The organism is Pseudomonas sp. MYb327, from assembly GCF_040438925.1.
In the GTDB taxonomy this organism is placed as follows: domain Bacteria; phylum Pseudomonadota; class Gammaproteobacteria; order Pseudomonadales; family Pseudomonadaceae; genus Aquipseudomonas.
This window is the reverse complement of record NZ_CP159258.1, coordinates 3,766,932-3,781,059: the sequence shown is the minus strand read 5'-3', so window position 1 is coordinate 3,781,059 and position 14,128 is coordinate 3,766,932. Positions and strand designations below refer to the sequence as shown.

Sequence of the window (14,128 nt, the reverse complement as noted above, 5' to 3'; positions counted from 1 at the left end):
CACACGGATCCCTGTAGGAGCTGGCTTGCCAGCGATGGCGGACTACAGGTCGCGATAATTTCCAGAAGCGTTCGCATTTCGCGAACGCTCGTTGCCAACTGAAGGTTGGATTCCAACGGCCCCGCTCCTCTAGCCTTGGCATCAATTCCAAGAACAACTAGAGGTACCCCGCGATGACTGCCCCCCTGAGTGCAATCAAAGTGATCGAGATCGGCACGCTGATCGCCGCGCCATTCGCCGCGCGCATGCTCGCCGAGTTCGGCGCCGAAGTGATCAAGATCGAAGCCATGGGGCAGGGCGACCCCCTGCGCAAATGGCGCAAGCTGCACGAAGGCACTTCGCTGTGGTGGTACCTGCAATCGCGCAATAAAAAATCCCTGGCGCTGAATTTGAAATCCCCCGAAGGCATTGAACTGGTCAAGCAACTGGCGACCAGCGCCGACGTGTTGATCGAAAACCTGCGCCCGGGCGCCCTGGAAAAACTCGGCCTGGGCTGGGACGTGCTGCACGCCCTCAACCCCAACCTCACCCTGGTCCGAATCTCCGGTTACGGCCAGACTGGTCCTTATCGCGACCGTCCGGGGTTCGGTGCGATTGGCGAGGCCATGGGCGGCATTCGCTACACCACCGGCACCCCCGGTTCACCGCCGGCTCGGGTCGGCGTCAGCCTCGGCGATTCCCTGGCGTCATTGCACGCGGTGATCGGCGCGCTGATGTCGCTGCTTCGTGTAAAAACCGGGCAGGGCGGCGGGCAAATCGTCGATGTGTCCTTGGCCGAAAGCGTGTTCAACGTCATGGAAAGCCTGGTGCCGGAATACGACATGCTCGGCCATGTGCGTGAACGCAGCGGCGGCGCGTTGCCGGGCATCGCGCCTTCCAACACTTACCTGACGGCCGATGGTGCCTACGTGGTAATCGCCGGCAACAGCGACCCGATCTACAAGCGTCTGATGGAAACCATCGGCCGCCGCGATCTGGCCGAAACGCCGGAATTCGCCCACAACGACGGGCGGGCGGCCAAGAGCGGTTTGCTCGACGCGGCCATTACCCACTGGACCAGCAGCCTGCCGATCGACGAAGTGCTGGCCGCGCTGGAAGCCGCCGAAGTCCCGGCCGGACGTATTTATTCGGTGGCCGACATCGTCGCCGATCCGCACTATCAGGCGCGGGACATGTTGCTCAATGCAGAACTGCCGGGAGGCGCCACGGTGAAGATGCCGGGCATCGTGCCGAAACTCTCGGAAACCCCCGGCGGCGTGAACTGGTCCGGCCCCGGATTGGGCCAACATACCGACGGCGTCCTCGCGCAACTGGGTCTGACCGTCGCGGACATCCAACGCCTGAAAACTGAAGGAGTGGTGCAATGATCACGGATTATTCCGACAGCCTGATCGTTCAGGAAGTCTCCCCGCGAGACGGCTTGCAGATCGAGCCGACGTGGGTCGAAACCGTCGACAAGATCGCCCTGATCGATCAACTGTCGCTGGCCGGTTTCAGCCGTATTGAAGGCGGTTCGTTCGTGTCGCCCAAGGCCATTCCGGCACTGCGCGATGGCGAGTTGGTGTTCAAGGGCATCACCCGCCAACCGGGGGTGATCTACGTCGCGTTGATCCCCAACCTGAAAGGCGCACAACGGGCATTGGCTTGCAGCGCCGATGAGCTGAACCTGGTGATGTCCGCCAGCCAGACCCACAATCTGGCCAACATGCGCATGCGTTGCGAAGACTCGTTGGCCGCGTTCGGCGAGATCGTGCAGTTTGTCAGCGGTACTCAGGTGCGACTCAACGGCAGCATCGCGACGACCTTTGGTTGCCCGTTCGAAGGCAAGATCGATGAAGACCGGGTGTTGCAGATCGTCGAGGCCTATCAGGAACTCGGCATTCAGGGCATCACTTTGGCGGACACCACCGGCATGGCCAATCCGCGTCAGGTAGACCGCTTGGTGCGGCGGGTCTTGCAGCGGGTATCGCCAGCAGATTTGACCCTGCATTTCCACAACACCCGTGGCCTCGGATTGTGCAACGTACTGGCTGCCTACGAGGCCGGTGCCCGGCGTTTCGACGCGGCGCTCGGCGGCCTCGGCGGCTGTCCTTTCGCGCCCGGGGCTTCGGGCAACATCTGCACCGAAGACCTGGTGAACCTGTGCGATGAAGTCGGCATTCCAACCGGTATCGATCTGCCGCTGCTGCTCAAGCTATCCCGAGGATTGCCAGCGCTGCTGGGCCACGAAGTGCCCGGCCAACTGGCCAAGGCCGGACGCAACTGCGACCTGCATCCGATCCCCACCTGACATCAACCCCTTGTAGGAGCTGACTTGCCAGCGATGAGGTCATCCCATTCAACATTAATGTCGACGGGTACACCGCTTCGCCAGCAAGCCGGCTCCTACAGAAAACACACTTCAACCAGACAACAAAAACAATCGGACACCCCACGGGAAGTCCGCCTGGAGAACCGCAATGAGCCTGAATGTACTGGAGGCCGGCGCGAGCCCGGCCATTAGCCACGACGAAGAAAAAGCCCTGGTCAAAAAAGTCGCCTGGCGCCTGATGCCGCTGATCATGGTCTGCTACCTGTTCGCCTTCTTCGACCGCATCAACATCAGCTTCGCCAAATTCCAGCTGCAGACCGACCTGAGCCTGAGCGACACCGCTTACGGCCTCGGTGCCGGGTTGTTCGTGGTGGGGTATGTGATTTTCGAAGTGCCGAGCAACATGATGCTGTACAAGGTCGGCGCCCGGCGCTGGATCGCCCGGATCATGATGTCCTGGGGCCTGGCGACAGCACTGATGGTGTTCGTCAACAGCGAATGGCAGTTCTACACCCTGCGTTTTGTGATCGGCGCGATGGAGGCGGGTTTTGCGCCGGGCGTGCTGTATTACCTGACGCTGTGGTTCCCGCAGCACTATCGCGGGCGCATCACCTCGATGCTGTTCCTGTCGTCGGCCTTCGCCGGGCTGGTCGGTGCGCCGTTCTCCGGACTGGTGCTGCAACACCTCGACGGTTTTCTGGAAATGCGCGGCTGGCACTGGTTGTTCCTGCTCGGCGGCGTGCCTTGTATCGGTCTCGGCTTGCTGGTGCTGACCTTGCTCAAGGATCGCATTGAAGATGCCCATTGGCTGACACCCTCTGAGAAAACGCTATTGGCCAGCCGCATCGCGCATCATGAACCGCACAAAAGCGGTGGTTCATTGCTCGCGGCGCTGCGGATTCCGGGTTTCCTGACCCTGGGCTTGATCTACTTCCTGATTCAGGTGGCGTCCTACGGCTTGAATTTCTGGGCGCCGCAATTGATCCGCAGTGCCGGCACCGAGAGCCCGGTGATGATCGGTCTGCTGACCGCCATCCCCTACATCTGCGGCGCCATCAGCATGGTGGTGATCGGGCGGTTGTCCGACTCGACTGGCGAGCGGCGCAAGTTTGTCGCTGGTCTGGTTGCTGTCGGCGCGATTGGCTTCTTCTGTGCCGGAATCTTCGCCCACCACACGACCTTCCTGATTGTCGCCCTGGGCCTGCTCGGCGCCGGGATCATCGCCTCGATCCCGAGTTTCTGGACCCTGCCGCCGAAACTGCTGGCCGGTGCCGGTGCCGGAGCGGCGGGCGGGATCGCGGTGATCAACACCCTGGGCCAGTTTGGCGGCATCGTCAGCCCGGTCATGGTCGGACGCATCAAGGACCTGACCGGCAGCACCACTCCGGCGCTGTATGTCATTGGTGTCTGCGCGTTGATTGCGGTGGCGCTGCTGTTGTGGGGATTGCCACAGAAGCTGCGTACGCTCGACAAGTTCTAGAAACAAGGGCTTAAAAGATCGCAGCCTGCGGCAGCTCCTAAAGGGACCACGCATCCCTGTAGGAACTGCCGCAGGCTGCGATCTTTTGATCTTCATAGATAATTCATATTCAGATCCTTCGACGATCTGTCAGTCAATGCTTCAGAAGCTGATATAGACTGGCGCGCATTCATGCTGTCGTTCAAAAGGACTTCCAATGACCCCATCACTGCTCATGGCCGTTCTGGCCTCGGGTTTCATCTACGGCATCACCCCCGGGCCGGGTGTGCTGGCGGTATTCGGCATCGGCGCGGCCCACGGGCGGCGGGCCGGGGCAGGGTTTCTCTGCGGGCATTTGCTGGGTGACGTGGTGTGGTGCAGCACGGCGCTGGTGGCGATTGTTGGCGCGCGGGAAATCGGCAGCACCGCATTCGATGTGCTGGGCGTGCTCAGCGGGCTCTATCTGTTCTGGCTCGGCTGGCGTGCGGTGCGTGCTCGTCGCAGCGGCACCGAAGCGCCGCAGGGGCCGGCCCGGCAGCCGTTCTGGCATGGCATCCTGTTTGGCCTGACCAACCCAAAGGCTTATCCGGTGGCGGTGGCGACTTTTACTGCACTGTTGTCGAGCCGCGCGGAGTTGCTGACCTGGTCGATGTTGCCTTGGCTGATTTTCCTGAGTTTCGTCGGTGGCCTTGTCGCTTACGCTATTCTCATCGGCATTGTCGGGGCGCAGCGGGTGCGCACCTTGTATCAGCGTCATGAGCTGGCGATTACCCGGTTGTGTGGAGTGATGTTTATCGGTTTCGCCATCAATGCCCTGGCGCATGCATTGCCGGGACTGGTGACGACCAAGGCTTGAAGCTGATCGCAGGATGCATCAGCTGCAAATGGATAACCGGTCATGGATGGTTTTTACTGCGGCATTGTTCGGACGCGCTCTCGGCACCATGACCATCAGAAATTCCGCTCCGTTGGCGAGCTACATCGACCTCTTGCTGGACGCCGTTTGCGCGGTCGACAAACAAGGTCGCTTCGTTTTTGTCAGCGCGGCCTGCGAGCGCATTTTCGGCTACAGCCCTGAAGAGTTGATCGGTCAGCCCATGATCGAGCTGGTGCATCCGGCCGACCGTCAGCGCACCCTCGACGCCGCGCGGGAGATCATGGGCGGCGAGCCCAAGCTCAACTTCGAGAACCGATACCTGCACAAGGATGGCCGGGTAGTGCATATCCTCTGGTCGGCCCGTTGGTCGGAGGTCGATCAACTGCGCATTGCCGTGGCCCGCGACATCACCGAGCGCAAACAGGCCGAGTCCCGGCAAGCGGCGCTGTATGCGATTTCCGAAGCGGCGCACGCTGCGGAAGACTTGTTGGCACTGTTCAAACGCATCCATCTGATCATTGGCGAATGGCTGCCGGCGATGAATTTTTCCGTCGCGTTGTATGACGAGCACTGCGCCGAGTTGAAATTCCCTTATCACGTCGATGACCACGAGCCGGAACCCGAGCTGCCCGGTGCGATGACCGGACGCCTGTGTGCCGAGGTCATCCGCACCGGTCTGCCGATCCTGCTGACCCCTGACCAGCCCACACCGCACGTGGGCTTCGAGGCGTTGGTGACCGAGCAACATTCGGCCTGTTGGCTCGGCGTACCGCTGAACTCGCAAAATGGCACCACGATCGGCGCGCTGATCGTCAAAAGCGTACCGGGCGGCGAGCGCTACACCGAGCAGGACAAAGAACTGCTGCAATACGTCTGCGCTCAGGTTGCGACCGCGATCGAGCGCAAGCAGCTGCACGCTCGCCTGCAGCGCATGGCCGAGTACGATCAGCTGACGCAATTGCCTAACCGTGAACTACTGCGTGACCGGCTCAAGTCTGCCCTCGACGCAGCCCGCGAGGGGCACGGACGAATGGCTCTGCTGTATGTCGACCTCGACCGCTTCAAACAGGTCAACGACACCCACGGCCATGCGGTCGGCGACATGCTGCTGCAAACCGTTGCCAATCGGCTCAAGGGCTGTGTGCGTGAGTCCGACACGGTGGCACGCATTGGTGGCGATGAGTTTGTCGTGCTGCTGCACAGCATTCACGCCTCGGGCGATGCCGATTGCGTGGCCGGGAAAATCCGTCAGGTCCTGGCCCAACCCCTGCGCCTGGACGGACACAGCCTGCACATCCAGCCGAGTATCGGCGTCGCGCAGTACCCAGAACACGGCACTGAAGAAAAGCAGTTGTTCAGGCACGCCGATGAAGCGATGTATAGCGCCAAGCGCGAGCATCACCTGCGTCTTGGGTGAATGCCGTTCGTCGTGGCATCGGCAGATTCTTTTAAACCTTTTGCATCGCGCAAATTCAGAATCTATGCGGGCTGTAGCTCGCCGCGATTAATACAAGAGGAAGAGAATCATGCCTAATTCAAGAAACTCGAACTCGGGAAACTTTGCCAACGATCGAACCAAGGCGTCTGAAGCCGGTCGCAAAGGTGGGAAAACCACCACCACGACTGTCGATAAAGAGCCTGCGAAACCCGACATGGGCCGCAAGCCCGCTCAGAAATCCAAGTAATGGATGAAGGTGGTTTTGATTGAGAAGCGGGAGCGAAAGCTCCCGTTTGAATTTAAAGAGGAGGGCGCGACCATGAACTGGATGGCCACCCGATTACGCAACGCCGGATTTGCTACATTACTGGGCCTGTGCGCCAGCAGTGCCTTTGCCCAGTCGCCCGCCGAATTCATCAACGATGCTTCAGCCAAAGGCATGGCTGACATCGAAGCCAGTCGACTGGCACACCAGAAGTCCGAATCCAAAGAGGTCAAGGACTACACCATCGTCGTGATCAACGACCGCACCACCGCCAATCAGCACTTGGCAAAAATCGCCAAGCAACTGGACTTGCCAGTGGCCCCGCGCGAAGAAGTGGTCGACAAGGCCAAAGCCCTGATGCCGGAAGTCATGGACGGTGCGAGCTTCGACGAAGCCTATGCGGCCAGCCAGGTTAAAACTACCCAGGAAGCCATCGATCAGCTTCAACAAACGGCGCAAACCACCGACGTGCCGGAAATCAAAGCCTTCGCCGAAGAAACATTGCCAAAACTGCAAAATCACCTGCAAATGGCCAAGGCCCTGCAAGCCAGTCGCTAATCAACGGAGTACGCGGGTGACCTCAGGCCACCCGCGAACGCCCGTTTAGCATTGATTCAAATTCGGCTTGCTGCCTTTCTCTTCAACCACGGTGCCATCCAGGGAAATCGTCTCGCCTTCGCCCAGTTTCCGATACTGCTTTCTCAGCGCTTCCAGCTGTTTGAGGTCTAGCGCCTCCAGTCCCAGCATCGCGTTCTGCGCCTCTTTGGTTACCCGCAGCAACTCATCAACCTTCAAATGCAAAATGTCCGTGTCGCGGTTTTGCGTATTCTGGATCAGGAACACCATCAGGAACGTGATAATCGTGGTTGAGGTATTGATGATCAGTTGCCACGTATCGTTAAAACCGAAAATCGGCCCACTTAACCCCCACAAGAAAATCAGAACGATTGCCCCGAGAAAGGTTGTTGGGCTGCCGGCCCACAGGGCAAGTTTTTGCGCGACTTTTGCGAATTTCATGGCCGTGTTCCTTATGGGGATGTGCGTGAATTTGTGACAGCGCCAGTGGTATGAAAATTCGGCTTTTTTCTTGAGTGACTGCGTCCATTTGAAAGACACGCAAAGCAGTGCCGGCGCTGTATCGTGACGACTGAAGTTTTTGTACGTTCTGAAAAACGCACCGACAGGAGAACGCAATGAGTTGGTCCGCCAAGCAATACGTCGCTTTTGAAGATGAGCGCACCCGTCCCGCCCGCGACCTGCTGGCGGCCATTCCCGTTGGGGACGTGCGCTCGGCCATCGACATCGGTTGTGGGCCCGGCAATTCGACCGAGTTGCTGGTGGAGCGTTTTACCAACGCCACGGTGCGGGGGCTGGACAGTTCGACCGACATGGTCGAAGCCGCCCGCAAGCGTTTGCCGCTGGTTCGCTTCGATATCGCGGGAATTGATCGTTGGGAGGAGGGCGGCCCGTTCGACGTGATTTTTGCCAACGCGGTTTTGCAGTGGCTACCTGATCACGCAACGTTGTTGCCTTCGCTGGTAAACAAGCTTGCACCGGGTGGCAGCCTGGCGATCCAGATGCCGGACAACCTCAATCAGCCTTCTCACCGTCTGATGCGCGAAGTGGCCGCTGCTGGCCCTTGGGCCGACAAACTCGCCGGTGTTGCCGGACAACGCACGGAAATGGCCGAAGCCGGCGTCTATTACTCGATGTTGAAACCCCATTGCAGCCGCGTTGATGTGTGGCGCACCACTTACCATCACCCGCTCGCGGGCGGTGCGTCGGGTGTGGTCGAGTGGTTCAAGGGCAGCGGGTTACGGCCGTTTCTCGATCCGCTGGATGAGGCGGAGCGGGCGGAGTTTTTGACGCAATATCATGCGGCTATCGAACAGGCTTATCCGGCGTTGGCGGACGGGTCGGTGTTGCTGCCGTTTCCGCGGTTGTTTCTTGTGGCGACTCGCTGATGCGTAAAAGGGGCAGATCTCATCTGCCCCTTTTTTTCGCTCGCCTGGCGCTCAGGTATTCAAAAACAAACGAAGCAAAGCCGAACAACCCGATCATTGAAACGATCATGATTCCCAACTCTGAACTGTCCATGCCGATCTCGCTGTGAAGAGTGAGCCGGGAGAATAAGACATCCCTGGTCCGGCTCAACGCAGCGCTATTGCTTCTTTACGGGCGTCGGCGGATCTATACGTAAACAATACGGCCAGGCCCCGCATCATCACTCTTTCCCGTTCTTCGGACGCCGAAAAACTTGTGTAAGTGTCAGGATGGTTCTGCGTCCACGCGTGTTGCAATGACATCCAACACATCGCAACCATCACGCAGAGGTAGTTGCTTTTTCCGAAAAGCGGCCTCGTTCGAGCGCTCGAAGATCGGAATAGAAATCAGCGTTTCACTAAAATCCGGCCATAAAAAAACCGGCCACTAAGGACCGGTTAACCTATTACTGAAGAAAATCTATCAACCCTGCTGCAACACCTTGAGCGCTGCCGACGCCAGAAAACCCGATCGGCTTTTTTCTTCAGGGTGGTGCATCACATATTCATCGATTCGGTTGAGCAGATAGCCAGGCAGCGTAATGTTCAGTTTCTGCGCCTTGCCAAGGTATTTGGTCACGTCGATGTCCACCAGCGCCCATGCGCAACCCGCGTATTTTGGATCGGCTGCGTGCAAGGTCACTTTGTTGGCGTGCGGAATGGGCGAGCCGTCTTCGGCCAATATCTCGAAATGACCTTCGATGGCTTCGCGGGCCATCGCCATCGCGTCGTCCAGATCGTCCCCGGCGGAAAAGCATCCGGGAATGTCGGGGACTTCAACGCCCCAGGCGTGCTCGTCGTCGCCCATTGAAATGGCAATTGGGTAAAGCATGTTCGTTGTCCTCCGAGGACTCAGCGCGTCGGGCTCCGTTAGAGCAACGCCTGTTGCAAAATACTGATGGCCGTTTTCTTGAGCAGGTCTTTCTTCGGGTGAGGAACCGTTACCAGCCCCGGTTTGGTCGGTGCTTGAAGTGATGATGGCTGCCTCTGATTCGTACCAGATACCAGCCGTCCGCAACGAGTTGGCCTATCAAAAATCGGCTATTCACAACACCTCCCTGTGGTGTGCTTGTGGTTACTATACCTACTGAATTTATGTAATCAACACTATAACCACCAAATTTTCCTGGCTTGGCGGGATTGCGATAGAAATCGAGTCTAGGAGGGCGCTGCGGCTTCGCCTTTGGGTCAATTCGGATAAATGCAATTTGTGTATTGCGAGGTTTTTCCGTGAGCAGTCGTCACCCGGGCTTTCCTTGAACAAGCAGGAGTTACCCCGTGAACGTCATGAATTACAAAGGCTACGCTGCCCGTATTGACTACAGCGATGAAGACGGACTGTTTGTCGGACACATCGCGGGGATCAAGGATGTTGTCGGGTTTCACGGCGAATCAGTCAGTGAGCTTCGAACCGCGTTTGAAGAGGCGGTTACGGATTATCTGGAAGTATGCGCCAAACTGGGCCGGGCACCTCAGAAGCCCTACTCTGGCAATCTGAGCTTGCGCCTCGCCCCAGCGCTCCATGCAACAGTCGCCGTAAAAGCAGAGCTTGCTCACAAGAGCATCAACCAGTGGGGGGTGGCTGATGTTCTCGATCGTGAAGTGCATGCCTGACCCACTTGCCAGTGGTGCTTGTTATGGTCCACTACGCCGCAGACGATCAGGGCACATCTTGCTAGGCATGGTGTGTCTGCAAGGATTTCTGTAATACGAAGTTTTTCAGTGAGCAATCGTCAACCGGATTCCAGGCATAAAAAAACCGGCCATCAAGGCCGGTTTTTTCTGTCTCTACATCCCCCGTCAAAAAACCTCTTAACGTGAGACCAAAATTCGATTGGAGCGGGTGAAGGGAATCGAACCCTCGTTATCAGCTTGGGAAGCTGGAGTAATGCCATTATACGACACCCGCTCAGAGCGGTGACTTTGTACCAGATACGGCTGGTGATTTGAAGTTTTTCTTTACGTGGGGCGGGTTTAACGCGGATTGAGCGCATGGCGGTCTATCGCGCGCAAGCTTCGTTCCAGCAGGTATGCGATTAACGCTGCGGGGCGAAGCTTGCTCGCGATGACTCTATTTCAGATTGCCAATGCATGGTGGTCCTGGACGTAGTGGTAACGCGGTCGGCTTTCGTGCTGTGCTGGCTTCAGGAACCCAAGCAAGGCGTTGCGGCTGTCTCGGCAGGCGGCTTTGTGTTCCATGTCGAGAAAGTGGCCGGTGGCCTCAAGGGTGGTGAAGGTGGCGTGTTGCACGTGGTTGGCGAACAACCGGGCGCCGTCGGCGGCGGTGTATTCGTCCCATTCGCCGTTCATGAACAGCACCGGTACGTTGATTTTCTCCGAGGCTTTCAAGAAGCACTGGCGGTCGCTGTGCAGCAGGTCGCTGATGTGGAAGTGCATCTGCCCGTATTCGTGATCGGCCAGGCTGCTGACGTGGCGATAGTTGAAGCGCTTGAACAGCGTCGGCAGGTGTTTACCGATGGTGCTATTGACCAGGTTGCCGACCCGGTCGCCATCGCGGCTGCCGAGGTAATCCACTCCGCGCTCAAGGTAGTCGAGCATGTGCGCGTTGATCTCCGGGGAGAACGAACTGATCACGGCTCTTTCGATGCGTCGTGGCCGTTGGGCGAGGGCGACCAGTGTCGCGGCGCCACCCCAGGAAAACGACAGCACGTGTTCGGCGGCGAAGTGGTCGATCAGCTCCAGGAGGATCTGCCCTTCGACTTCCTTGGTCAGCAATTTTTCATGCAGGTTGTGGGCTTTGGACTTGCCCGCGTAGGGCTGGTCGTAGCAGACCACATTGAATTGCGGGTGAAGGTTTTTCACGGTTTGTGCAAACGACGCAGTCGTGGCCATCGAGCCGTTGACCAAGATAATGGTCTTCTCTGCGGCGTCTGCGCGATAGAACTCCGTGTAAACCCGATACTGACCCTGTATATCCAGCACAGCGATTTCTGGCCTCATGTCATAACTCCTGGCAAGCGGGTATGCGCGCAAATGAGATTGCACGAGCTTTATGACAGGTAGGCATACGCCTGGAATTTGGAGGCCCATGTCGATCCATTGCAGTCCGGTCGACGGGTATTGTTATTGGCGGGCAGTTTGCCGGTGCAACGCGGAACCTTAAGGCTCTCTACCGGCAAAAAGTTTCTTGGAAGTATGTTGTGACTCATCGGTCACATTTCGGCCGACGTCCTGATTCAAGCAGGGGTCACATCATTGCGCAAGTGCCGTTGGTAAATTGTTCGACAACTTCTGCTGAGCGGTAGGCTGCTTAGATCGATTCGATCTCTTCAACGCTTAGCGGACGGTATTCGCCCGGTTTCAGCGACTCATCAAGCACCAATGGGCCCATGCGTTCGCGGTGCAGGCGCATCACTTTGTTGTCGAAGTGGCCGAACATCCGCTTCACCTGATGATAACGACCCTCGATGATGCTCAGGCGTGCCGATCTGGGGCCGAGCAACTCTAGTACGGCCGGTTGCGTGGTGAGGTCTTCGAAGGCGAAGTACAGGCCTTCATTGAATTTGATCGCGTATTCGGGGCCGATGTCCTGTTCGGTTTCGACGTAATAGACCTTGGGCAATTTGGTTTGCGGTTGGGTCAGGCGTCGTGACCAGCTGCCATCGTTGGTGATCAGCATCAGGCCAGTGGTGTTGAAATCCAGCCGTCCGGCGATGTGCAGGTCTTCCTTGTCGGACTCGTGGATCAGGTCGAGAACGGTCGGATGTTGCGGATCGCGGGTGGCACTTACGCAACCGGCGGGCTTGTGCAGCATGAAGTGACGCAGCGGTTTACCGGTTTGAAGCACCTCGTCGTCGACTTCGACGCGGCTGAAGTCACGAACCTCGGCATGCGGGTCGCTGACGATTTTTCCGTCAATCCTGACGCGTTTTTCCACCAGCAACAGGCGTACCTGCTTACGGTTGAAACGAGGCAGGTTGCTGAGGAAACGGTCGATGCGCATGACTAAGGATCAGTGAAATAAGCGGGCGCGCATCTTACTTGATCGGCCGGACTGCTGCTTGCAGCTGCGCTTCGACTTCAGCGCAGCGCGGGCACAGGCAGGAGGCATTGCGCAGTTCGGCTGGCAGTGCTTCGAGTACCGCCGGGTCGATGCTGACGCTGTAGCACCAGCACGCCCGGTCGGCGGTTCGCGGGTCGGCCAGGGCGCAGTCGTTAGGGGCGCCGCAGGCCGGGCAGAGGTCAGGCGGGTTCATAGCTGGAGTGAGGTTTTTCCACGCAGGTTCGGTTGCGGCCGGATTGTTTGGCCCGATACATCGCATGATCGGCCCGCGAGAGCAGGGTGTGCAAGGTGTCGTCGGGTTGCAGGGTGGTCAGGCCGATGCTGACTGTCAGTTGCAAGCTGCTGCTGTTGTAGGTGTAGCGCTGGTGTTCGACATGATGACGAATTTTCTCGGCGATCATCAGACCGGTCTCACCGTCGGTGTCCTTGAGCAGTACGATGAACTCTTCGCCGCCCCAACGGCAAACGATGTCGGAGTGGCGCAGGCAGCTTTCCAGGTCCCGGGCGAAGCCGATCAGCACCTGATCGCCGGCCAAGTGACCGTAGGTGTCATTCAAGGCCTTGAAATGGTCGAGGTCCAGCAGCAACGCGGTCAGCGGTTTTGGTTCGCGCTGGGCTTCGTGCATGGCTTGTGCGGCCAATAGGTCGAAGCCGCGGCGGTTGGGCAGTTCAGTCAGGCTGTCGAGTGTGGCCTGAGCCTGGATCTTGCCCTGAAAGCGTTTGATCACCCGGTTGAGCAGCGCCAGCACAGTCAGGGTGACCACCAGGCATATCAGCAGGTTGAGATACAGCGAGCGGCGGATGTCGCTGAGGTCGCCGTCTTCACGTTTGTCGACGAACAAGTACCAGTTGAGTTCCGGGATAAACCGAACGTTGAGGAAATGTCCCTGGCCTTGGCCGGAATATTCGTAGCTGCCGCTATGGGGTTTGGGCAATTGGCTGACCAGGTTTTCCATGCTGTCGAGTTCGCTCAGGGTTTGCCCTGCCAGTGCGCCTTCCGGGCCGCCCTCGGCGCCGGTCAGTACCAGTCGGCCGAATGTGTCGACGAAGTACACGCTGCGCTGATAACGCTGTTGGTACTTGTCGATCAGTTTGATCACCGCATCTACGGTCAGGCCGACACCCGCGGCACCGATGAAACGGTTGTTGTAGTCATAGACCTTGTAGTTGATGAAGACCGTCAGGTTGTCCTTGTTGGCGAGGTCTGGATCGACGTTGATCTCGTACGGATCCTTCATGTCGCGCACGCGAAAGTACCAGGCGTCGCGGGGTTCCGTGGCCTTGACCTGCTTCAGCACACCCTTGGCGTGGTAGTAGGTCAGGCTGGCGTCGGAGACGAAAAACGCGGTGTAGGCACCGTAGTGGGTCATGACCTCGTTGAGGTAGCGGGTCATCTGCTCGGTGTCGGGTTCGCCGTTGACCACCCAATCGCGCATGAAGGTGTCGCGGGACATCATCGAGGAAATCAGGATGGGTCTGACAAGGTCTTTCTGGATTTCCGAGTAGACCGTGTCCGATGTCAGCGGCAGTTCGGTGTTGACGATGTTGTCGCGGATCGACGCCCGCGAGGCGTAGTAACTGAGGAAGGAAGTGGCCAGGAAGCCTGCGCCCAGCAATGCGACCAGCGTGAGTACCAACGAGCGTTGAGAATACAGCGGCGAGCGAAGCGGCATGACAATTCCATTGGCAATAATCCGATGGCGAGCATTCTA

15 protein-coding genes, 1 tRNA gene and 1 pseudogene are annotated in these 14,128 nt (G+C 58.4%); 9 read left to right on the top strand and 8 right to left on the bottom strand.

Annotated features, from left to right (window positions below; genetic code table 11):
* The first annotated feature begins 173 nt into the window (after nucleotides 1–173).
* From ABVN21_RS17075 to ABVN21_RS17045, 7 genes are all read left to right on the top strand, one after another.
* Nucleotides 174–1,367: a CaiB/BaiF CoA-transferase family protein gene (locus ABVN21_RS17075; RefSeq protein WP_339554115.1), complete on the top strand. Its 1,194-nt coding sequence runs from the start codon at nucleotides 174–176 to the stop codon at nucleotides 1,365–1,367.
* Nucleotides 1,364–2,290: a hydroxymethylglutaryl-CoA lyase gene (locus ABVN21_RS17070; protein ID WP_339554116.1), complete on the top strand. Its 927-nt coding sequence runs from the start codon at nucleotides 1,364–1,366 to the stop codon at nucleotides 2,288–2,290. Before ABVN21_RS17075 ends, ABVN21_RS17070 begins: the two co-directional genes overlap by 4 nt.
* A 169-nt stretch (nucleotides 2,291–2,459) precedes the next feature.
* Complete coding sequence (locus ABVN21_RS17065; RefSeq protein ID WP_339554117.1) at nucleotides 2,460–3,791, top strand: MFS transporter; 1,332 nt, start codon at nucleotides 2,460–2,462, stop codon at nucleotides 3,789–3,791.
* Nucleotides 3,792–3,987: 196 nt separating this feature from the next.
* Entirely contained in the window at nucleotides 3,988–4,626 is a 639-nt protein-coding gene (locus ABVN21_RS17060; RefSeq protein ID WP_339554118.1) for a LysE family translocator, read from the top strand.
* Between the two features lie 88 nt (nucleotides 4,627–4,714).
* On the top strand, nucleotides 4,715–6,064 hold the full coding sequence (locus tag ABVN21_RS17055) for a diguanylate cyclase (RefSeq protein WP_339554119.1): 1,350 nt from the start codon (nucleotides 4,715–4,717) through the stop codon (nucleotides 6,062–6,064).
* Nucleotides 6,065–6,173: 109 nt separating this feature from the next.
* The gene (locus ABVN21_RS17050; RefSeq protein ID WP_034150113.1) at nucleotides 6,174–6,332 is read left to right on the top strand and encodes a KGG domain-containing protein; all 159 of its coding nucleotides are present in this window, start codon (nucleotides 6,174–6,176) and stop codon (nucleotides 6,330–6,332) included.
* A gap of 72 nt (nucleotides 6,333–6,404) precedes the next feature.
* Nucleotides 6,405–6,908, top strand: a complete 504-nt coding sequence (locus ABVN21_RS17045; protein WP_339554120.1) for a DUF4142 domain-containing protein — start codon at nucleotides 6,405–6,407, stop codon at nucleotides 6,906–6,908.
* A 45-nt stretch (nucleotides 6,909–6,953) separates the two neighbouring features.
* Here ABVN21_RS17045 and ABVN21_RS17040 read toward each other — a convergent pair whose 3' ends face one another.
* Nucleotides 6,954–7,367: a low affinity iron permease family protein gene (locus tag ABVN21_RS17040; RefSeq protein ID WP_339554121.1), complete on the bottom strand. Its 414-nt coding sequence runs from the start codon at nucleotides 7,365–7,367 to the stop codon at nucleotides 6,954–6,956.
* A 176-nt stretch (nucleotides 7,368–7,543) separates the two neighbouring features.
* On the opposite strand from ABVN21_RS17040, the gene tam reads away from it, so the two are divergent.
* Nucleotides 7,544–8,314 (top strand): trans-aconitate 2-methyltransferase, encoded by a 771-nt coding sequence (gene tam / locus ABVN21_RS17035; protein ID WP_339554122.1) that lies wholly within the window; start codon nucleotides 7,544–7,546, stop codon nucleotides 8,312–8,314.
* Between the two features lie 502 nt (nucleotides 8,315–8,816).
* Here the strand turns inward: tam and ABVN21_RS17030 are convergent.
* Nucleotides 8,817–9,224 (bottom strand): type II toxin-antitoxin system HicB family antitoxin, encoded by a 408-nt coding sequence (locus tag ABVN21_RS17030; protein ID WP_339554123.1) that lies wholly within the window; start codon nucleotides 9,222–9,224, stop codon nucleotides 8,817–8,819.
* Between the two features lie 38 nt (nucleotides 9,225–9,262).
* Nucleotides 9,263–9,441 (bottom strand): annotated as a pseudogene (locus ABVN21_RS17025) (type II toxin-antitoxin system HicA family toxin).
* A 229-nt stretch (nucleotides 9,442–9,670) separates the two neighbouring features.
* Between ABVN21_RS17025 and ABVN21_RS17020 the strand changes: the two are divergent.
* Nucleotides 9,671–10,006 carry a type II toxin-antitoxin system HicB family antitoxin gene (locus ABVN21_RS17020; RefSeq protein ID WP_339554124.1) on the top strand — a complete coding sequence of 112 codons (336 nt, stop codon included), beginning with the start codon at nucleotides 9,671–9,673 and terminating at the stop codon, nucleotides 10,004–10,006.
* Nucleotides 10,007–10,227: 221 nt separating this feature from the next.
* On the opposite strand, the gene ABVN21_RS17015 is transcribed toward ABVN21_RS17020, so the two are convergent.
* From ABVN21_RS17015 to ABVN21_RS16995, 5 genes are all read right to left on the bottom strand, one after another.
* A tRNA-Gly gene (locus tag ABVN21_RS17015) sits at nucleotides 10,228–10,301 on the bottom strand.
* A gap of 167 nt (nucleotides 10,302–10,468) precedes the next feature.
* On the bottom strand, nucleotides 10,469–11,353 hold the full coding sequence (locus ABVN21_RS17010) for an alpha/beta hydrolase (RefSeq protein WP_034150104.1): 885 nt from the start codon (nucleotides 11,351–11,353) through the stop codon (nucleotides 10,469–10,471).
* A 310-nt stretch (nucleotides 11,354–11,663) separates the two neighbouring features.
* On the bottom strand, nucleotides 11,664–12,356 hold the full coding sequence (locus ABVN21_RS17005) for a pseudouridine synthase (RefSeq protein ID WP_339554125.1): 693 nt from the start codon (nucleotides 12,354–12,356) through the stop codon (nucleotides 11,664–11,666).
* A 34-nt stretch (nucleotides 12,357–12,390) separates the two neighbouring features.
* Nucleotides 12,391–12,609 (bottom strand): cysteine-rich CWC family protein, encoded by a 219-nt coding sequence (locus tag ABVN21_RS17000; protein WP_339554126.1) that lies wholly within the window; start codon nucleotides 12,607–12,609, stop codon nucleotides 12,391–12,393.
* Entirely contained in the window at nucleotides 12,596–14,089 is a 1,494-nt protein-coding gene (locus ABVN21_RS16995; RefSeq protein ID WP_339554127.1) for a diguanylate cyclase, read from the bottom strand. Before ABVN21_RS16995 ends, ABVN21_RS17000 begins: the two co-directional genes overlap by 14 nt.
* Nucleotides 14,090–14,128 lie beyond the last annotated feature (39 nt).